Annotated in this window: 18 protein-coding genes; all 18 read right to left on the bottom strand. The window is 43.0% G+C overall.

What is annotated here, in order from left to right; translation table 11 throughout:
- Positions 1-8: 8 nt before the first annotated feature.
- Positions 9-560: a hypothetical protein gene (locus JXR81_08750; GenBank protein ID MBN2754931.1), complete on the bottom strand. Its 552-nt coding sequence runs from the start codon at positions 558-560 to the stop codon at positions 9-11.
- Positions 557-1,891 carry a trypsin-like peptidase domain-containing protein gene (locus JXR81_08745; GenBank protein MBN2754930.1) on the bottom strand — a complete coding sequence of 445 codons (1,335 nt, stop codon included), beginning with the start codon at positions 1,889-1,891 and terminating at the stop codon, positions 557-559. The genes JXR81_08750 and JXR81_08745 overlap by 4 nt, the downstream gene beginning before the upstream one ends.
- Positions 1,891-2,592, bottom strand: coding sequence for a hypothetical protein (locus tag JXR81_08740; protein MBN2754929.1), 702 nt, complete (start codon positions 2,590-2,592; stop codon positions 1,891-1,893). Before JXR81_08740 ends, JXR81_08745 begins: the two co-directional genes overlap by 1 nt.
- The gene (locus tag JXR81_08735; protein MBN2754928.1) at positions 2,580-3,470 is read right to left on the bottom strand and encodes a hypothetical protein; all 891 of its coding nucleotides are present in this window, start codon (positions 3,468-3,470) and stop codon (positions 2,580-2,582) included. The genes JXR81_08740 and JXR81_08735 overlap by 13 nt, the downstream gene beginning before the upstream one ends.
- A 60-nt stretch (positions 3,471-3,530) precedes the next feature.
- Positions 3,531-4,754 carry a ribulose 1,5-bisphosphate carboxylase gene (locus JXR81_08730; protein MBN2754927.1) on the bottom strand — a complete coding sequence of 408 codons (1,224 nt, stop codon included), beginning with the start codon at positions 4,752-4,754 and terminating at the stop codon, positions 3,531-3,533.
- Entirely contained in the window at positions 4,751-6,184 is a 1,434-nt protein-coding gene (locus JXR81_08725) for a phosphatase PAP2 family protein (protein MBN2754926.1), read from the bottom strand. The genes JXR81_08730 and JXR81_08725 overlap by 4 nt, the downstream gene beginning before the upstream one ends.
- A gap of 83 nt (positions 6,185-6,267) precedes the next feature.
- Positions 6,268-6,681, bottom strand: a complete 414-nt coding sequence (locus JXR81_08720) for a hypothetical protein (GenBank protein MBN2754925.1) — start codon at positions 6,679-6,681, stop codon at positions 6,268-6,270.
- Entirely contained in the window at positions 6,678-9,335 is a 2,658-nt protein-coding gene (locus JXR81_08715; protein ID MBN2754924.1) for an insulinase family protein, read from the bottom strand. Before JXR81_08715 ends, JXR81_08720 begins: the two co-directional genes overlap by 4 nt.
- Positions 9,336-9,360: 25 nt before the next feature.
- Positions 9,361-11,940, bottom strand: coding sequence for an ATP-dependent chaperone ClpB (clpB, locus tag JXR81_08710; protein MBN2754923.1), 2,580 nt, complete (start codon positions 11,938-11,940; stop codon positions 9,361-9,363).
- A gap of 2 nt (positions 11,941-11,942) precedes the next feature.
- Complete coding sequence (locus JXR81_08705; protein ID MBN2754922.1) at positions 11,943-12,896, bottom strand: class I mannose-6-phosphate isomerase; 954 nt, start codon at positions 12,894-12,896, stop codon at positions 11,943-11,945.
- Between the two features lies 1 nt (position 12,897).
- Complete coding sequence (locus JXR81_08700) at positions 12,898-14,922, bottom strand: SpoIID/LytB domain-containing protein (GenBank protein ID MBN2754921.1); 2,025 nt, start codon at positions 14,920-14,922, stop codon at positions 12,898-12,900.
- Positions 14,919-15,656 (bottom strand): LPS export ABC transporter ATP-binding protein, encoded by a 738-nt coding sequence (gene lptB / locus JXR81_08695; protein ID MBN2754920.1) that lies wholly within the window; start codon positions 15,654-15,656, stop codon positions 14,919-14,921. The genes JXR81_08700 and lptB overlap by 4 nt, the downstream gene beginning before the upstream one ends.
- Entirely contained in the window at positions 15,643-16,515 is an 873-nt protein-coding gene (locus JXR81_08690; GenBank protein MBN2754919.1) for a hypothetical protein, read from the bottom strand. Before JXR81_08690 ends, lptB begins: the two co-directional genes overlap by 14 nt.
- Positions 16,515-17,063: an LPS export ABC transporter periplasmic protein LptC gene (gene lptC / locus JXR81_08685; protein MBN2754918.1), complete on the bottom strand. Its 549-nt coding sequence runs from the start codon at positions 17,061-17,063 to the stop codon at positions 16,515-16,517. Before lptC ends, JXR81_08690 begins: the two co-directional genes overlap by 1 nt.
- Positions 17,060-17,977 carry a lysophospholipid acyltransferase family protein gene (locus JXR81_08680; protein MBN2754917.1) on the bottom strand — a complete coding sequence of 306 codons (918 nt, stop codon included), beginning with the start codon at positions 17,975-17,977 and terminating at the stop codon, positions 17,060-17,062. The genes lptC and JXR81_08680 overlap by 4 nt, the downstream gene beginning before the upstream one ends.
- Positions 17,952-18,500, bottom strand: a complete 549-nt coding sequence (locus JXR81_08675; GenBank protein MBN2754916.1) for an HAD hydrolase family protein — start codon at positions 18,498-18,500, stop codon at positions 17,952-17,954. The genes JXR81_08680 and JXR81_08675 overlap by 26 nt, the downstream gene beginning before the upstream one ends.
- Complete coding sequence (locus JXR81_08670) at positions 18,501-19,463, bottom strand: KpsF/GutQ family sugar-phosphate isomerase (GenBank protein MBN2754915.1); 963 nt, start codon at positions 19,461-19,463, stop codon at positions 18,501-18,503.
- Positions 19,464-19,496: 33 nt separating this feature from the next.
- Positions 19,497-20,222, bottom strand: coding sequence for a hypothetical protein (locus JXR81_08665; protein ID MBN2754914.1), 726 nt, complete (start codon positions 20,220-20,222; stop codon positions 19,497-19,499).
- Positions 20,223-20,389: the final 167 nt, after the last annotated feature.

The raw sequence follows: 20,389 nt of genomic DNA, 5'->3' as shown, positions 1-20,389 counted from the left end.
CCGGCCGCTTATTCAACCCTTGGTATCTTCGCTTTTCTGCTCTCTATATCTTTCAATTTTTCAAGCCTCTTAATAAGTTCCCCATACCAATAAGTGCCCTTATCCGTATTTGCAAGAATATCCTTTATCACGTCAGCTTCAGTGGTGGAATAATCATTCACCACCTCTTTTCTGCCGCTTGTGTAACGTATAATCTTATACGAACCAAAATACAGCAATTTGGGTTTAACAACTTCAAAAGAACCAAAATCGCTGGCTATATTATGCACATCGCTTTCTGTGTCCCCTACTTTGCTTATAGAATAACTGCCTTTTTTCAGATTCTGAATATAAAAAACCTTTTCTTTGGTAAATGTCTTAATATAAGGCTTCTCCGTAGGCGGTTCGTACTGCTCCACCGTCACCCACATAAGCCTGGTATAAAGGCCGCTAAGATCCAGGCTGCCATAAACAAAAGCGGTTTCAGGATCAGTTCTCTCTTTCACCTTTGGGGCTGTAGCACAGCTGCAGAATACAAAAAGCATAAAAACGCCTGAAATGATTAATATGTTTTTTTTCATTGGTTTATTTTTTCTCCAAGTTTTTTTGCAAGCGGCGATTCCATTTCTTCCAGAATGCGCTTTATTTCATAAGCTCCCGCTTTATCTCCGTTTTCAAGGGCTAAAACGCCAAGAATATACTGAGCGTCCGCGTTGTAAGGGTCAAATTCAACAGCTTTTTTTATTTTTTCAATAGCCAAATCCCTGTTCCCGCCGTCTGATAAAATTGAAGCGTTTTTCAGGTAAAGATCCGATGGATTTTTAGCTATTTTAATCCCTTTATCCAGTATCTTCAGCGCGTCTTCCTGCATATTATTTATAAGATATACGGAAGCAAGATTATAATAGGCGGCATCATTCTGCGGAGCCACTTTTATTTCCTCATAAAACTCTTTTGCCGCAAGGTCATAATACTCCATTTTTTTGTACAGAACGCCAAGCGCGTTATGCATATATTCTTTTTTGGGGTTAAGTTTTACCGCGGCCTTCATGTATTTTTCGGCATCTGTCTCTTTTTCAAGCTCATAAAGCGCGTTTGCGGCAAGCCTGTAAGCTTCGCTTTTCTTTGGATATTTTTTAATTAACGAAAGTGCTTTTTTCAGGGCATTTTGATATTCATCTTTATCTATCAGCCTGTATGCAAAATTTATAGCCGCCCTGTATGTCACAGGTTCAAAACAATATCCCTTTTCTTTCCATGCTTTAAAATCCATTCCCGCGTTCTTCTTTATCATCGGCATAAGCTTATCCGAAGGCATCACAAAATTCAGATTCTGCCCTTTTTTATACTGCATTGTTGCCACGCCGATAACACCGCCTTTTTCATTCATAACCGGGCTTCCGGAAGAACCGGGGGAAATAGGAGCGGTAATCTGATATACAAAATCCTCTTTATACTCTTTATCATCTTCCCTTATGCCGGATATTATCCCTGTAGACACCGTCTGTTCCAGCCCCATCGGATTACCTATAACCATTACCGAATCGCCTACATCATGCTTAGCCGGCTGCAGGGAAAGATATTTTCCGGTTGAATTTATACCGGCAACAGTAAAAATAAATAAATCATAATCTTCATCTGAATTAACCACTTTAGACAGTTTGAAAGTCTTGCCGTCTTTGGTCTTAATACCCACGGATTCCGCGTCTTTAACAACATGAAGATTTGTTACAATATGCGCTTTGCCGTTTATATAAAAACCGGTGCCTTTCGCGGCTTCCCTTCCGTTTTTATCATAATTAATAACCGTAACCACGCTTGCCTGCCCCAACAATATCTGCTGTTTTATTGAACCAAAACATATTACCGGCAATGCCAGAACCAGAAACAAAATACAGATTTTTTTAATCATCAGTAAGGGGCTCCTATTTTAAGTATAGCGTCTTCCGCAGGCTCTCTTATAAGCTCTTTTCTCAGTTTCATATTTCCAAAATACCTTCTGAATTTCGGCATTTCTTTATCATAATCATCCCTTATAATAATCTTTTTTACATTATAGAAATTATCCCTTTGGTATATTACGGTTCCAATGTATACGGCACGGTCTCCGGGTTTGATATTAACATGAAAACTGGCCGGGAATGACAGATATTCATAGTTAATCTGCGTGCATTTGTATCCACAGGAAGACGTATATATATTCTTATACATAACGCCGGCTTCAATGTAGAACGGTTCGGTTTCACTTACCGCATAGAATGTATCATCAAGGTATGATTCTATCCTGTATCTTTTTGCCAAACGGCTGAACAATTCATTCTCTTCTTTAAGAGGCGATAATTTCTCGTTACAGATGAACATCATAAGATATCTGTAAAGTTCCTGCCCTTCAAGTGACTGCGATTCCTCTGTCATCGGCGGATCAAACAGCACCCTGCCTACAACAAGCACCTTATCAGCCGGTAATTCCGCCGCGCTGTAAATTGTCTTTTTAACATTGTTTAATCCGCAGGATGATAAAAACATTAACGTTAACAAGAGCAAGAGAGTAAGTCGAGTATTTTTTTTCATATCTTTTATAATTATAAAAAAGTTATTTTTTAAAAAATCCATCTTACACCGCCTTTAAAAGAAATCCCATTATTTAGAACATATGCGGAAAAATCTTCCAAGCTTTTACCTGGGTCGCTATATTCAACAGGTGTCATTGCAAAATAACCTCCTGAAATATCAACACCTAAAAAATCTGTTATGTTGTAATACGCTCCCGCATAAATTCTGCCTGTAAAACCAATATAGGTTTTATCAACAGCAGACTTTTCCACTTCGGGTTCCCACCACATAGGCGTGTACGAAGAAGATGGATAACTGTCAAGTTTATCGTTTATCAGCGCTCCTCCAAACCCTACCAGGCAATAAGGAACAAGCGGGAAACTCTCAGATAAGATTATCTTTACTCTGGCATTCAGAATCATCATATGTTTGGTCGTGGTTATGTTAGTAACGCCCGAAAGCGCAGAACCGGGCTCTCCATACTCAAGAATCCCGGATGAAGAAGTGGTCATTAAAGAAACAGAACCATCTGTATGAAATTTTGTATTTACAAAACCAATATCAATACCGAACAAGTTCATATTTCCCTTATAAGTGTTTTTAAACTCTTCATTCAGAACGGATACTGTTTCAGAAAAAGGCATCACAGTCAGCTTAATAAAGCCCAGCCTGTTCACCGGGCCCTTAAATTTTTCGCCTTGTAAAGCACTGCTTAATTCAGCATCACTTGAATTCCAGTAAATGCCCGATATGCTGTTTTCTTTTAAATTATATTTCTTACCGTTAATTTTAATAACAAACATCCCTTTTTCATAATCCAGAATTACGCCTTTATACTTCTTCCCGTCATTCATCTTAACTGAATCTTCCGCGTAGTTTACTGCCGTCAGTACAACAAAAAACAGACAAAAAAACAATACCGCTGATAACTTTCGCACAAACCGCCGCCTCCCGGATATTTTTTTCATAATAACAACATATAAATTAATAGGCAATATTTATTTTACCCGTTCAAACGCCGCCCTTGCCGCTTTCAGATGATTACCTTCCGGCATGCCGTTATATTCATCCCACGCTTCAAAAAGCGAGCGCATTCCCGCGTAACCGCCGTCCGGGTGTCCAAATACGCCGCCGCCGCACAAAAACATAAAATCGTTATTACCTATTTTTTTTATATTATCCGCCAGTTTGCCCGCCCACATACCGCCGGATGATACCGGGAGCGCCGGTTTTAACCCTGCCATGGGCGCGGTACACGCACGCATAGACTGCAGCATTTCATCGTCGCTTTCATATAAATATCCGCCAAGGCCGCCGCACTGTATCTGGTCTGCGCCGCACATTCTGGCAAGCTTCACATAAACAACCGGCGAGATTCCTATATAAGAACCGCGCATTGACGCCGCGGCAAAATCCCTGTGCAGGTGTATGGGCAATTTTGTCTTTCTTGCAAGAACGCATAGATTATTAAGCCCGCCTGTAAATGAATTAAACATTAACGCCCCTGCGCCGCTTTTTTTGACTATATCATGAAACTTCATTGTATTATCAGGGTCATCGGTTATGTTAACCGCGTACATTGTACGCCTGCCGGTTTTATCAAAAGATTTCTTCATTGCCTGCCCCACTGCTTTAGCCCTGTCCGTAATCCTGTTATACGGGGCGTCAGCCAGCAGTTCATCATCCTTTATGAAATCCGCGCCGGCGCTTGCCGCCTGATACGCCAGTTCTGCCTGCTGCTTTGGAGTAAGCCCCACGCATGGTTTTGTGATTGCCCCAAACAGAGGCCTGCCAAAAGCACCGGATATTTTACGCGAGCCTTCTATTCCAAACCGCGGCCCCGGAAATAATTTTACAAAATTGTCCGGCATTTCAATATCTATAAGTTTTACGGCTGTCAGTTCATACATGTCAAATATCTCGCCCGCCACTGTGGTCAGCAGCATGGAAATTTTTGGCCCAAAGTTCTCCCACGGATAAGAAATTACCGCTTCCGCTGATGTGACTTTCCTGCCGTCAGGATATCTTGTCGGCAGCGAATAAACGTCCTTGTTTCCGGTGATATTAATACTTTCCACCTTTGCCCCAAACCTGGCCGCCAGCGCCGCTTCCCCTTCTAAATCTTTCCACGTGCCCGTGGACTGCATTTTTGCCATTAACGATGCTGTTTTTTCCGCGTCATCAGGAGTTTCAATGTAATATTTCGCAAGTATGCGGCTCATTTTTCACCGTCATAATAGATTCTTTTACCCGCGTTTATAAACGCTTTTGCGCCGTCTTTGCCGTAATGCTCCATCTCCAGAGAACCGTTCTTTTTATCAATCCCTTTAAACATGCCTTCATAATAACCCCCGGTGTTTGACATTATCACTTTACCCTTCGCGGCGTTTATTACCAACATGGAATCAGGATTGAAAACAGCTCCCTGCTTAATTCTGAATTTTATATCCCCGTCTGCGGCTTTTAAAAACACAGAATCAAAAACCGCGCCGGGTTCAGCCGTAAAATTAACATCACCTTTGGCGGAATAAAGAATAAGTCCGGAATATCTGCCTTTCGCGTTAAAATTAATGTCGCCTTTTAAGGTCTCCACTTTTAATACGTATGCCGAATCCGGAAGCGATACTTCCGTATCCGCAACAAGCTCTGTAAACAGCCCTTTTTTAGCCGCCCTGTAATTAATTATTCCTTTGCCTTCTTTTTCTTTATAGTCATAATCATCAATAATATCATTGCCTTTTAGCCCAAAGCCGTTTGAAGCCGATTTTACAAAAGCCCTTTTTTCGCCGGCAAGTATGTGTACGGAACTTTGCTGCGTGTATATATTTACCGTATTATCCGGCGCTACCGCCGAATCGAATGTTTTTTCCCTGTAAAAAGGAGTGGAAAAAAGAAAAGCCGAACCTGCCAGAGCGGCTGCCAGAACCGCCGCGGCTATACCAACCGGTTTTAAGGTTCCGCTTCTTTTACGGTTGTAGTCAAAATCTCCTGTTTTTATAAGAAAGTCATCCGCAAGCGAAGCCGTTAAAAATACAATTCCGCCCGCCCAGATTACATCAGATAAAAAGTGCGCCCCCTGTGCCATTCTGCCAAAACCCATAAGCGCTCCGTAAGCCGTGCCGGTGACAAGCATTGTATTAGCCGCGCTTTTATTTCTGTGCCTCAGATAAAAGTACATAACCGCGGCCATAAATCCCGCAGAGGCGTGTCCGCACGGAAAAGAATGCCCTTTTCCGGGAGTTCCGGGCATAAGCGGTTTTGAATACTGCCACTTACCGCCAAATTCAACAACCTCACGCGGCCTGGGATTGCCCATATACCCTTTCAGAATAACGTTAACAATAAGCCCCGGCCCCACAAGAAAAACAAACAGAAACAAAAGCGCGGGTTTTCTGTTTTTTCTGAATTGTTCCGAAAAAAACGAAGCAGCAACAGCACCGGCCGCTATTACGCCAAGCGCAAGGGGAATTAAAGTGCCGTATCTATAAAGCAATAAAACAAAAAAATTATCGCCGAATTTCCATGTACCCGCGGATGAATCATACAGAAACGACTGCACCCGCAAATCAATATCAGACACCCAAAAAGGCACCGTAACGGCAAGCAGCGATAATAACATAAGAATATTTCTTCTGATTTTATTTTCCGGCAATTGCCACCACCCCGGTGTACAGGCAACAAGTTAAAAAACAGAAAAGTTAATTCCGCTTTAAACTTTATAACCCGAATTTTATTTTATACAAAACCCGCTTCAAGGTTCTTTTCAAGTTTATGAAATATGGATTCCACTTCAAAATTTTCCATTATTTTAATCTCGCATTTTTCAGACAGCACACTGACCCCGTGCCATATTTTTTTATTAATACATATCGGTTTATCCAGCAGAAACGCCTCTATCTTATCCGGCGTCTTTTCTTCGGCAACCAGCATTATTGCCGTTCCTGAAACCGGTTCAAAAGTTTCATATGATTCCGGGTGCGCTTCAAGGCTGTCTGTCCTGCCCGGCCCCATTACAAGGTAACCTATCCTCCACCCTGTCTGCGCGGGTTCTGACAACACCACCTGAAATATCTCATTTTCTTTTTCCTGGCAGATAATCTTTCCGTATTTCGAGAAATTTGATGCATTAAGCGGTTTTATCCGTATCACTTTCCTGCCTCCTGTTTTTTCTTTACAGCCGCCCCTACAACAGCTTTTGTCATCCCGTCCAATTTAAAATATTTTTGTATCACGCTGTTTACTTCTTCTTTTGTGACCGCGTTAATTCTGTCAGGAAACACATCCACATTTTCATAGCCCAGCCCAAGTATTTCATAAGCCGCGTAAGAATCCGCCCTGCCCATATAGTCCTGCATGCCAATCTTATACATGCCGCTTATATATGCCTTGGCGGTTTTTAATTCCCCGTCAGTAATACCGTTATTTTTAATATCATTTAATATTTCAAGAATGGCGTCGTAAGCAGCCTGCTCGTTTTCCGGCGATGTGGCGGTATATATCTTAAACGCGCCGCGCTCCACCGTACGGTCAAACATGGAATATATTGTATAACACAGGTTTCTTTTATCCCTTACTTCCGAAAATAACCTGCTGTTCATACCCCCGCTTAAAACTGAATCCAGCACCCGAAACGGGTAATAATCATCGGAGCCTGTTTTGGGCCCTAAAAAACCAAGGACCATATGTGTCTGGTTTTTTTCAAAAGTCTCGCGTTTCTCTTTTTTCTGCTCTGTGATTTTTACCGGTATCTTCGCGTTTGGCTGCCTGCCTTTTTTCCAGGCGCCAAAATGTTTCTGAACCATATTTTTCGCGTCATCGTACTCTATATTTCCCACCACAGACACCACAAGGGTATTGGGCATAAGCCTGTTTTTATGCCACTCTTTAATAAGCGACGAACTTATACGGTTCACGGTTTCTGTCTCGCCTGCTACAGGGTATCCGTAAGGATGCCATTCATAAAGCGTTTCATTAAAAATCTTCATCGCGTAACCTGCAGGGTTATCTTTTCTCCGCTTTATCATATTTAAAATATCCGCTTTTTCCTTCTTTATTTCCGAAAGCGAAAATACCGGATTAAATACGATATCCGCAAAAAGCGACATAAGCCCTTCAAAATTTGTGTTTAACGATTCAAGGCCCCATCCAAAACTGTCCCTTGAAATATCCTTGACCATAACCGCTCCCAACCTGTCAATTTCTTCCGCTATGGCCGCGGCATTTCTTGTTTTGGTGCCTTTCATCATGGTTTCCATCATCAGGTTCGTAATACCCCTGTAATACCCTTCCTGCGCGCTTTCATACGGCTGCCCTCCCGTAAACATAAACTTGGCCGAGACAATGCCGGTGTTGGACAGCTTCTTATGAATAAACAGAATGCCGTTCTTAAGTTTTTCTGACTTTAATTCGCCGGCTGCTTCGGCTTTTACTTCCGGAGTTACAGTTACAAAACCCCTTATCCCTTCAGCATCAAGCATTCCTTTTAATTCATTTTCCGCTTTTGCCGGATAATAAAGAACTAAATTGGCATTATTAAGATTCAGATACCGGCGCGCCATATTCGGAATATCGCTTTCTATAACCCTCTGCAGCCCGTCATAATATTTGTAATACATCTCGTGGCTGCCAAGCATCTGATAATATCCAAGGTTAACAGCCATATTTTCCACTTTCATATTTTCTTTGGATTCTTCCCTCATCATGTCCGCTTTCACCCTTGCAAGCACTTCGGGCTTTACGGCTTCAGATTTGGCCTTTTCAATAAGGGTAAACAGTTCCTTTAAAGTCTCAGCGTATTTCCCTTCCCTTACCGTCGCGAAAAACGCTATTATTCCGCCGGACTTCCCCGCGAAAATATCCACGTCTATTTCATCCACAAGCTGTTTTTCCTCTTTAAGCGTCCTGTATAACACCGTGCTTTCGGAACCGGCAAGCACTCGCGCCAGCACCTCTATAGCCGGCATATCCGAAGAAACCGCATCCGGTATCCTGAAAGAGACAGCCAGATACCTGCTTTCAATCTGCCCCGAAAAAGTATTATAGGTAAAACCTTCTTTGTCTTTAATCTCTTCAACCGGGTTATCGCCTGCCGAACCCCGCGGCTTAATAGCCCCAAAAAGATTTTCCGCGTATATCATTGTTTTTGCCGCATCCACATCGCCTGCTATTACGACAATTATATTTTCAGGCACATAATGCTTTGAATAAAAATCCACCACCTTTTCCCTGTTAAAATTTTTCAGCCTGTCTTCATATCCTATGACAGGGTCCCGGTAGTATTTTTCAAATGAATTGTACATAAGTTTCTGCCACGTAAAAACATGGGGATTATCAAGCCCCCTGTTAAGCTCCGTAATTACCACTTCCCTTTCCTTATTAATCTCTTCTTCCGCGAAAACAGAAGCGGTCAGCGCGTCGTACTCTATTTCAATAGCTTTTTCCACATGCTCTGCCGGAAGCACAATAACGTAATTTGTGGCATCATACGTGGTAAAAGCATTATTGTATCCGCCAAGTTCGGTTATTTCCTTATCTATCTGCCCCAACCCTCTTTTTTCAGTGCCTTTAAAAAGAAGGTGTTCTATAAAATGAGTCATGCCTTTTTCCGAATCGCTTTCATAGGCAGAACCCGTTTTCACCCAGAAATTACACGCCGCCACCGGCGCCGCGTGATTTTCTTTTATAATTATCGTTACCCCGTTCTGAAGCACTTTTTTTGTGATATCCGCGTTTGCCATTATTACCCCTCTCATCATAAGTATCGATAACACCGCTATGGATGCTGTTTTAATCGCCCTGTTCATTTTTATACCTCCGCCTTTCGGCGTCCTATTTAATCTTTGAAACTAAAAAACCGTCTTTTACTTCCACAACTATCGTTTTTCCTTCTGTAAGGCTTCCCGAAATTATCAGTTTTGCCAGTTCGTTTTCTATCCTTGACCTGATAATACGCTTTAACGGCCTTGCTCCGTAAACTTCGTCAAAACCTTCATCCGCTATCAGTTTAACCGCATTTTCATCAATTTCAAGCATTATTCCTTTATCTTTCAGCCTCTTCTTAAGTTCATCTGCCTGTATCCTCACTATTCCATAAATGTTTTCTTTTGATAACCTGTTAAACACAATTATTTCGTCAAGCCTGTTTATAAATTCAGGCTTAAACCGGCGCCTGACTTCTTCAAGCACCTCTTTTTTAATACTGTCATTATCGCCGGATGATGATATTTTTTCGCTGCCTATATTGGAAGTCATGATTATAACCGAATTTTTAAAATCCACCACCCTTCCCTGCCCGTCAGTTAACCTTCCGTCATCCAGCACCTGCAGCAGAATATCAAATACGTCCGAATGGGCTTTTTCCACTTCATCAAAAAGTATGACCGAATAAGGTTTTCTTCTTACCGCTTCTGTAAGCTGCCCGCCTTCTTCATATCCCACATACCCGGGCGGGGCGCCTATAAGGCGCGACACTTCGTGTTTCTCCATGTACTCTGACATATCTATTCTTATCATCGCTTTTTCATCGTCAAACAGAAAGCGCGACAGCGAGCGCGCAAGCTCTGTCTTGCCCACCCCGGTTGGCCCAAGAAATAAAAAAGTTCCCATAGGGCGCGCCTCTTCGGATATTCCCGCGCGCGCGCGCCTTATGGCATTAGCCACGGCTTCCACGGCGCCGTCCTGCCCTACAAGGCTCTGTTTTATATTATCTTCCATCTTCATTAGCTTACCGGCTTCGCCTTCAAGCATTTTAGATACCGAGATTCCTGTCCACTGCGAAACCACTGCCGCCACATCTTCTTCATCAACTTCTTCCTTTAACAGGGTTCCTTCTTTGGTTAACTTTGCAAGTTCATTTTCAAGGCCTTTTATTTCTTTATCCAGCTGCGCAAGTTCACCGTACCTTATCCTGGCCACTGCTTCAAGGTTTCCTTCGCGTTCAAACTTTTCCTCTTCCTGTTTTTTTATTTCTATATTTTTCTTCGCGGCGCGCATTTTCTCTATCACTTCTTTTTCCCTGCCCCACCGCGCGCCAAAAGCGTTCTTTTTCTCCTTCAAATCTTCTATATCAGCCGTAAGTTCTTTCAGTTTTGCGGCTGTTTCCTTTTCTCCTGATTCTTTTTTTACCGCTTCTTTTTCAATTTCAAGCCGCCTTAACCTGCGTTCTATAGAATCCATTTCCGCCGGCATGCTGTCAATTTCCATTTTTATTTTTGACGCGGCTTCATCCATTAAATCTATGGCCTTATCCGGAAGAAACCTTCCCTGAATATACCTGTTTGAAAGGTTTGCCGCGGCAACAACAGCCGCGTCCTTTATCCTTACGCCGTGATGCACTTCATATTTTTCTTTTAAGCCCCTTAAAATAGAAATGGTATCATCCACCGATGGTTCGTTTACCATTACAGGCTGAAACCTGCGCTCCAGCGCGGGGTCTTTTTCTATATACTTGCGGTATTCGTCAAGCGTGGTTGCCCCAATCGCCCTTAATTCCCCGCGTGATAATGAAGGTTTTAATATGTTGGCGGCATCCATCGCGCCTTCGGTTTTTCCCGCGCCTACCAGCGTGTGAATTTCATCTATAAAAAGTATAATATTTCCGCCCGCATCCTTAATCTCTTTTAACACGGCTTTTAACCGTTCTTCAAATTCGCCCCTGAACTTCGCGCCTGCCACCATTGCGCTTATATCAAGCGCTATAACGCGCTTGTCTTTTAAATTATCAGGACAGTCGCCTTTCATTACGCGCACCGCCACGCCTTCGGCAACCGCGGTCTTGCCGACTCCCGCTTCGCCTATAAGCACCGGATTATTTTTCGTGCGCCTTGACAGCACCTGCATAACCCTTCTTATTTCCGCGTCCCTGCCAATAACCGGGTCAATCTTTCCGGCGGCAGCAGCTGCCACAAGGTCTGTGCCATATTTGGATAATGCCCTGTATTTATCTTCGGGATTCCGGTCTGTCACTCTTTGCCCGCCGCGCACATCACGCATGGCTTTTAGCAGCACATCATAAGCCGCCCCGTTATTTACAAGCACATTTCCTGCCGCCGACTTTTTATCGTCCGCCATTGCAAGAAGAAAATGTTCCGTATTGACATATTCATCCTTGAATTCCGCTGCTTTTTTTACGGCTGATGACGCCATTGCGCCGGTTTCTTTTGACATATAAACTTCCGAGATACCGCTGACTTTTGGAAGTTTATTTATGGCCGTTTCAACACCGGCAAGTACTTTGTTGAAATCCGCACCGGTTTTTTTAAGTACCTGTGATGCCGCGCCGCTTTCATCCGAAAGCATGGCTTTAAGAATATGTTCCGGCATAAGCTGCTGGTTGGCGTACTCTGACGCAATTGAATGCGCCTGCCTTAAAGCTTCCTGCGCTTTTACAGTAAGTTTTTCAAAATCAATCATTATTTCACCTCCGTAAATATTATCCGCGCCCCTTTGCTGAATTTAATAATATAATTACGGTAAGAATACGGCAGAAAAACAACTTCCCCCCTTTTAAAAACATAACCGCCTTCAACGCGCATTTCCCCTTCTATCACGGCAGCCACAACCGGCTTTCCGCCTTTTTCCATGTATGACAATTTCGCCGAAGTTTTCACTTCTGAAGACTGAAAATAACAGCATCCAAGAAGTTTTCTTACGTACATTCCGCCGCGCGCCTTAAATTTACTGCCTTTTAACGCTTTTTCAAGGCCGTATTTAAATGACATCAGCGCCTCTTCAATATTAAGCTGCCTTGGCTTTCCTTTTTCCAGCCTGCCCCAGTCAAAAAGCCTGTATGTTATATCAGAGTTCTGCTGCACTTCAAAAATTAACAGCCCCGCGCCTATTGCGTGCACAGTGCCTGCCGGTATTAAAAAACAATCTCCGGGTTTTACGGTGTATTCACGCAGCATCTCCGGAATATCGCCGTTTAAAGCCGCGTTTTTTATTTTTTCTTTTGAGTAATTCTTTTTAAATCCCAGTTGAATAACCCCGCCCTTACGCCCCCCTATTATTAGCCACATCTCTGTCTTACCGCAGCTAAGGCCTTTTTTGCGCGCCATATTATCATCAGGATGTATCTGCACCGAAAGTTTGTGGGCGGTATCTATAAATTTAAATAAAAGAGGAAACCTGCCGCCGTATTTTTTATTTATCGCCGGCCCAAGCAGTTCTTTGCCGTGTTCTTTTACGGTGTCAGTCAGTTTTTCGCCTTTATATTTTCCGTTGGTTATAACGGATGACACATCATCGGTTGAAGCAAAAAACCAGGCTTCGCCTATCCTTGCGTCAGGCGCCTTCATAAAATCCTTAAGTGTTTTCCCGCCCCAAATCATATCCTTATAAATCGGCTTAACTTTTATAGGGTACATGTTACTCTCCATACAGTTTTTTAATTACCGAACCCCTGTAATAATGCCTTAAAATTTCCTTATACTTTTTGCCTTTCAATGACATGCCTCTTAAACCGCGCTGGCACATCCCGACCGAATGGCCCCAGCCCGCGCCGTAAATATATATATACCTTATATAGCCTTCTTCATCCAGCGCATATTCCCATTTTATCACATTTGACCTTATTTTGCCCATAACGGTGCGTATTGGGTCAAACTTCACTTCCATACTGCCTTTATCCCCGGTAATTCTAAGGCGGGTCAACGCGCCGCCGCGCGCCCTTTTTAACGGCTCCACTTTTTTTATCCTGCCTATGTCTTTTCTTTTGGCAACGTATCGCTGAAAATCTTCCGCGTTTAAGTACCTTATCCATCTGAAACTTGTTTCATTCGCGCCTTCAGCCTTACAGTAAACATCAGGCATGCTTCTTACATATTCTTCAAGGTCAAAAGGAGAAAGCGGAAATTTCCATTTCCAGTTAAAATCCCCGTCATAAACGCCTTTTAAACTTTTTGACACTTTATACCCCCACACTTCATAGACATCTTCGGTGTGCCCGCCGCAGCAGTTTGAAAAAAAAGTGCTTATCAGTTTATCATCAGGGTCGTACAGCGCCTCGCCGCGCGTCGCATCAACGGCGGCAATAGTCCTTTCTCTTTCACCGTTAACGCCTTTATAAACCGCGCAATGCTGGGTGGCGCACACATCATAACCGTCTTTTTTATGGCTGTTTAAATGTTTTAAAGTATACGTTCTGGCGGATACCGCCTGCGCTTTAAGCGCTTCTTCCGGCCAGTCTGAAGGTATTTCCGCCGCTATCACGCCGTACAGATACTCTTCCATATTTATATTATTTATTACATTAATTTTATCAGACCTTAGCACCAGCCCAAAGCCGCCCCTGTAAGTGGTATCGGATTTTTCCGCCCAATAGAATCCCTGCCCGTAAGCGATATTATAAAAAGACGCGGTGGCATTCACGCTGTTCGCGTTTATATCGGCGTGCTTGCCTATAAATGTTCTTGAATTTCCGTCCGAATCAGATATGAATATGCCTTTTTTCTCAACGGATAACTCGTATTCAATAAGCCTGCTTCCCCTGAAAAGTTCTTCTTTGTCATCCCCCGTTATTATAAAATCAGAACCGTGTTTAAAACTCACAGTTTCGGCCCCGTTAATTATACCCACCCGCACCTGTTTAAAACTTTCAGAACCTTTAATCCCCCGCTTTTCCGGAGGGTTATATGAGTCCCGCCCCGTCTTTTTTTTCTGTTTATCAGCATCAATCATATGTTTTATGGAAGGCACCAGCTGCGCGTACTGCTGCGCTTTTTCCCGGGCTTCCTTATCTTTTGTATCCACATCAATAACCTTGTTCCAGTATTTATAAGCGCTTATAAATTCTTCCTTTTTTTCATGCAGCACCGCTATTCGCCGGTTAAGTTCTGTATATATTTTATCTTTATTTATGGCTTCTTTGTAATACTCCAGCGCCTTGTCAATTTCACCCGTTTTCTCGCAGGTTTCAGCCATTTTGACATAGGTGATATTCCTGTATTTATTTGACTCTATCGCCTGCAGAAACCTTGCTTTTGCCTCTTCGTATCTTCCGGTTTCTAAAAGCATGCAGCCGTGCCAGTAAAACACTTCCCAATTGGCCATCTGCTTTTGTTCCAGGACATTAACCATTTCTTCGCCTTTTGCGGCGTCGCCCATAAAGTAATACATTTTGGCAAGTTCAAAGTGCGCGCGGACTTCACCCGGATTTAATTTAAGAATTTCAAGATATGCTTCAACCGCCTTCTGATTCTCGCCGTATTCTTTATATACAGACGCAAGCGAATAATAATTTGACCTGTTAGACGGGTTCTCAGCCGATTTTATTACGTAATACGCCGCTGTCTTTTCCGGATTTGACCCGTAATAAAAATCCGTCATGCTATCCGCGTTTAAATTTACGCACGCGGATAATAAAATAAGCAGCGATAATAAAACACTTATCATAGCGTGAACTTTTCACCCAGATAAATCTCACGGGCTTTTTTGTCGTGTGCAAGCTGGGCCGCCGGCCCATGAAGCAGTATTTTACCTTCATAAAGTATGTACGCCCTGTCGGTAATTGACAGCGTCTCCCTTACATTGTGATCGGTAATTAAAATACCAATATTTTTCTTTTTCAATTCCCTTATTATATTCTGAATATCAAATACGGCTATGGGGTCAATTCCCACAAACGGTTCATCCAGAAGAATAAAACTTGGCGCAAGGACAAGCGACCTGGCTATTTCCGTCCTTCTTCTTTCCCCGCCGGACAACGTGTATGCCTTCTGCTTTGCAAGGTGTGAAATCTTAAATTCTTCAAGCAGCTGTTCCAGTCTGTGCTTTTTATCCGCTTTGGAAATATCCATGAATTCAAGCACGGACATTATATTTTCTTCCACTGTAAGCCGCCTGAAAATAGACGGTTCCTGAGAAAGATAGCTTATGCCGTTTAACGCCCTTTTGTACATGGGCATTCCGGTTAAATTCATTCTGCCGCCGTCTTTGTCATCCAGAAAAATCCCTCCGGCATCCGGCTGAATTACACCTAAAACCATATAAAAAGTTGTGGTTTTGCCGGCGCCGTTAGGCCCTAAAAGCCCCACTATTTCGCCCTGCTTTACGTCAACGCATACATCGCTTACCACGCGTTTTTTATTGTATGTTTTTACAAGGTGTTCTGTTTTAAGGTGTTTCACTTTGTACCTCCCTGCGGGCTTTTTCCGCGTCAGAATAATATATCTTAGACCAGATATTATCCTGAAGCTTTATCTTTTTTGTATCCGTGTCTATTACCGCCCTGTCAGAAAAAAACAGGCTTTTTTTCCTTTTAAAAATCGGCTTTCCCTTAAGTTCAAGTTCTTTTTTGTCGTCATTGTATACCACAGAATCCGCAAAAGCCACAATATCCCGAAATTCCATCCTTACGCGGTTACTGACTTTTTTCGCTTTTATCTCATTTATCACCGTATTAAAATCCGCTTCATCACAATAAATAGTGATGGTATTTCCGTCTGCCGTGTTTTTTACGGCTTTGACTTTGTCGGCAACCGTTATAATATTTAAACCGTCGGTATAAAAAAGCCTTTTTGACGTCAGGTTAAGGCCGTATTCCTTGTAAAAAACCTTCACGTTTCCGTCAGCTTCCGCGCTTTTTTTGTAATCCCTGCTTTTTAGCCTGTCCGCAAAAACCCGAGCGCCAGCCGCGTTTATTATTACATCGCCCGTAAAAACAGCCATTTTATCTTCCATGGAAAACTTCATATTGTCCGCGCTTATGTTAAGTTCTTTAACGCGCGGTTTCTTCTTTACCGCCGGTACCGCCGCCTTTGCCGGCTGAACTTTAGCCGGCGCAGCCGCTTTCACAAAAAGCGCAGAAGGAGTTTTTTCCGGCACCGGTGACGCGGCCATTACCGGGCCTGCATCTTCCCCTGTCTTTTTTGCTTCCTGTATTCTTTCCGATACATTTTTAAAATATTCATTTTCATATTTCGCGTCGTCTATCTTAAAACATCCCGCAAAAATAAAAAGAATAATTATTGCCGCGGCCTTTTTCATTACTCTCCCACATCCACTGCTTTTAACCTGACCTGTTTCTTTATCTCCAGATTCTTAAAACCCGCGTCGCTTTCAAGCCCTATTCCCCTTAAGACCGTGCCGTCCCTTGTAACCTTAACGGCTTCTTCCGTATACATTTTTTTAAGGCTGTCATCCCAGAATAATTTCTGCGTTTCAATAACAGCTCCGTCTCCGGATACGGCTTTAACATTTCCTGTTATTTCCATAAAATTGGTATCCGTGTTAATAATGGCGCGGTCGCCGTATAATACCGTTTTACTGTTTGCTTCATCCAGATAATTCATCACAAAACCCTGCGCGTAAGCTTTCTTTTTAAGTTCAAATATCTGCGCGCCTTTCGCGTTTACTTCCCATTTCACTTCTCCCTTGCTTGCCGACTTTAACGTGAAATTTTCCATTACAAAATTCGGAACAGAATCGGCTTTGTCGCCCAGGGGCAGATTGGGTTTTATCTTTTTTTCCCTTCCGCAGCCCGGTAACAAAACCAGCATCAAAGCCAGCGCCAGCGCCGCCGTTATCTTTTTCATAGTTTTATACCTTTTTCTTCCATGGATTTTTCCGCGGTCATTCTGAATCTTCTGTGCACCCAGACCCACTGTTCCGGGTACTTAAAAATAAATTCCGAAAGTTCCCTGTTATATTCTTCAGCCAGCTGCTCTGTTGTTTTACCTTCAGTTTCTATCGGCTTATTAATCTGTATTCCATAGTAATTATCGCGCCTTCTGAAGATACAAACCGTCATCAGTTTCAGCCCAAGCTTTTTAGCAAGCACCGCGGGCCCTGCCGGAGTCTTTGCCATTACACCCAAAAACGGGACATATACGCTTTCTACGCTTGTATCCTGGTCTGACAGTATCCCGAATATCATTCCCTGCCTTAAATATTTTATCATGGAGCGTATGTCGTCATCTTTTAAAAATATCTTTACCCCTGTTTTTGTCCTTGCCGAATTCACGGCAGATTCAATCAGGGGGTCAAACATCCGCTTTGCCGCGGCCCCCGCTATGTTGCCGTTTAAAGCGGCAAAATGCGCCAGCAATTCCCAATTGGACAGGTGAAGCGTCACAACAATTACGCCTTTTTTTGTATCTTTGGCTTCGTTAAAATATTCCAGCCCGTGCGTCTCTTTTACCATATCTTTTATTTTATACGCGGGCCACACGGTAAACTTTAAAAACTCAAAAAAGCCCCTTCCGTAATTACGGATGTTTCGGTTTTCCAGCGCTCTCTTTTCTTTCTGCGGCATCCTGTCCCCATAGACTATATCAAGGTTGCGTTTAAGCGTGCGCCTGTCTTTAACAAGAAATAAAAAAACAAAAAACGCAAAATACTCGCAGGCTTTAGTGCCAATCCTCCAGGGGATAAAAAACACAACAAACCTTGCGGTCTGTATAAAAAGATAAAGCAGAAAATTTCTAAATGCCTTTAGCTTCATCTTCATCGTTAAGATACCCTTTTACCGCCGCGTCCCAAAGGCCGCGCGCTTTAAGAACCATATCAATTACTTCCCTTACGCAGCCGCGCCCGCCGTTTTTTTTGCAGACATAATCCGCTTCTTTTTTTGCCTCGTCCGCCGAATCCGCGGGCGCCGCGGCAAAGCCGCAGCGGCGCATTACAGGTATATCAATTATTTCATCGCCGATGAAACACACTTGCGCATCGTCCAGTTTAAGTCTTTTCATAATATCCTGATACGGGGCAAGCTTGTTCAGCGCTCCCTGATATACATGCTGTATTTTTAATTCTTTCGCCCTTATTTCTATGGCCTCTGAATGCCTGCCGCTGATTATGGCAAACTGCAGCCCCGCGTGGCGGCCAAGTGAAATCCCCGTGCCGTCCTTTACGTTATACTGCTTAAATTCTGTTCCATCACTCCCGATTATTATACCGCCGTTTGTCAGCACGCCGTCCACATCAAGGCAGACAAGCTTTATGTTTGACAGTTTTTTATTTACAGATGCCACTTAAACAACCCCTGACTTTAATATGTCATGAAGGTGAATAATACCGGCCGGTTTACCGTCCTTTGACACCGCAAGCAGGACTGTAATTGATTTTTCTTCCATCACCGCAAGGGCTTTCATTACAAGGTCTTCTTCGGATATAATTTTTGGGTTTCTAACCATAACTTCAGACATTTTCATCATAAACGGGTTGGCCTGTTTTTCCAGAAGGCGCCTTAAATCGCCGTCTGTAAATATGCCGGCAAGTTTTCCTTTTACGCCGGTAACAGCCACACAGCCAAACCTTCCCGCTGTCATTACAAGCAGCCCGTCTTTTAATAAGGCTTTTTCATCAATTGCCGGGATACTTTCCCCGAAATGCATTATATCTTTTACCTTAAGCACAAGTTTTTTTCCAAGCGAGCCGCCCGGATGAAGCATGGCAAAATCTTCTTTTTTAAAATTCTTCATATTTAACAGCACTACCGCAAGCGCGTCGCCAAGGGCAAGCTGCACCGTAGTGGAACAGGTGGGCGCAAGGTTAAGCGGGCATGCTTCTTCTTCAACAAAGGAACTAAGCACGCATACGGCTGATTTTGCAAGCGAAGAATTCTTCTTGCCGGTAATCGCAATTATTGGAATATTAAGCCTGCCTAAAGCGGGAAGAATGTTTATTACCTCTTCTGTTTCGCCGCTCTGCGACAGCATTATGACAACATCGCCTTTCATAAAAATACCCATATCCCCGTGCGCGGCTTCCACCGGATGAAGAAAAACAGCGGGCGTGCCCATAGAGGCCATTGTCGCGGATATTTTCTGCCCCACAAGGCCGGACTTTCCTATTCCGGATACCACCACCTTGCCTTTACACGCGCTTAATACTTCAACCGCTTTTATGAAATCTTTTCCAAGCCTTTTCTTGGCCGACAGTATCTCTTTGGCTTCCATTGCCAGCACTTTGTTCGCTTCTTTAATTATATTCATGGGAATTTCCCGCCTTGTCGTTATAATTTTTAATTATTCCGGAACGTACAGTATCCTGGCGCAGTTACTGCAATACTCTATAGCAGCTTTCTTTTTAAGCTTGCTTACCATATTGGCGCGTATTGCCATCCTGCATCCGTCACAGCTTCCGTCGCCGCGCGCGTCCCTTGTTACCGACGCTACCGCAACTCCGCCTTTTGCTTTTCTTATCTTTTCATACTTTTCAAGCCATGTTTTATCCACAGACGCGGCTTTTTCCTGACGCGCGGCAGCAAGCCCCGCTATTCCCGCTTCTTTTGCCTCTTTTTCCGCCTGTATTACTTTTATCTCCGCGTTTATTATTTCTTCCTCTTTTTTAAACAAAGCTTCCTGTTCTTTTAACCATACCTTTACCTCTTCTTCTTCCTCGTCAATTCCAAGTATTCTGTCTTCTATCTTTCTAATTTCATCCCTGCCCCTTGCTATTTCATCCTGAAGCGCTTTAAAAGAAGCATTGGTTTTTATGGACTCCCCCTGGCCTTCTTTTTTCTTAATATCCGCCTCTATTGTTTTAATATCAAGGTCAAACACGGCTTTCTTCTTTTTGCAGTCATCAAGGCGGGCTTTTTTTTCATTGTATACAGCTTTATGTTCTTCTATCCTTTGCTTCTTGGCTTCAATTTCGGCGTCTATATGCCTTATCTCTTTTTCCACTGCCAGAATGGCATTATCAGCCATCTGCAGGTCTATCAGGGTATTTAATATTTCGCCTTCTGTCATTATAATATCCTCCGATTTTTTGATTAAAACATTGAATATTTTAACACTTTTAGGGGGTTAATAAAAGGCGAAAGTTTTGGTTTGTCAACGCAAAATAGAAATGTCCTATTTTCTGCAAAATAGAAATGTCCGGTTTTCAAAGTACAGCCTGCCAAGAATCCCCGGTT

The sequence above is a fragment of the Candidatus Goldiibacteriota bacterium genome (genome assembly GCA_016937715.1).
Classification (GTDB): domain Bacteria; phylum Oederibacteriota; class PGYV01; order PGYV01; family PGYV01; genus PGYV01.
This window is presented reverse-complemented; position numbering and strand designations above follow the sequence as displayed.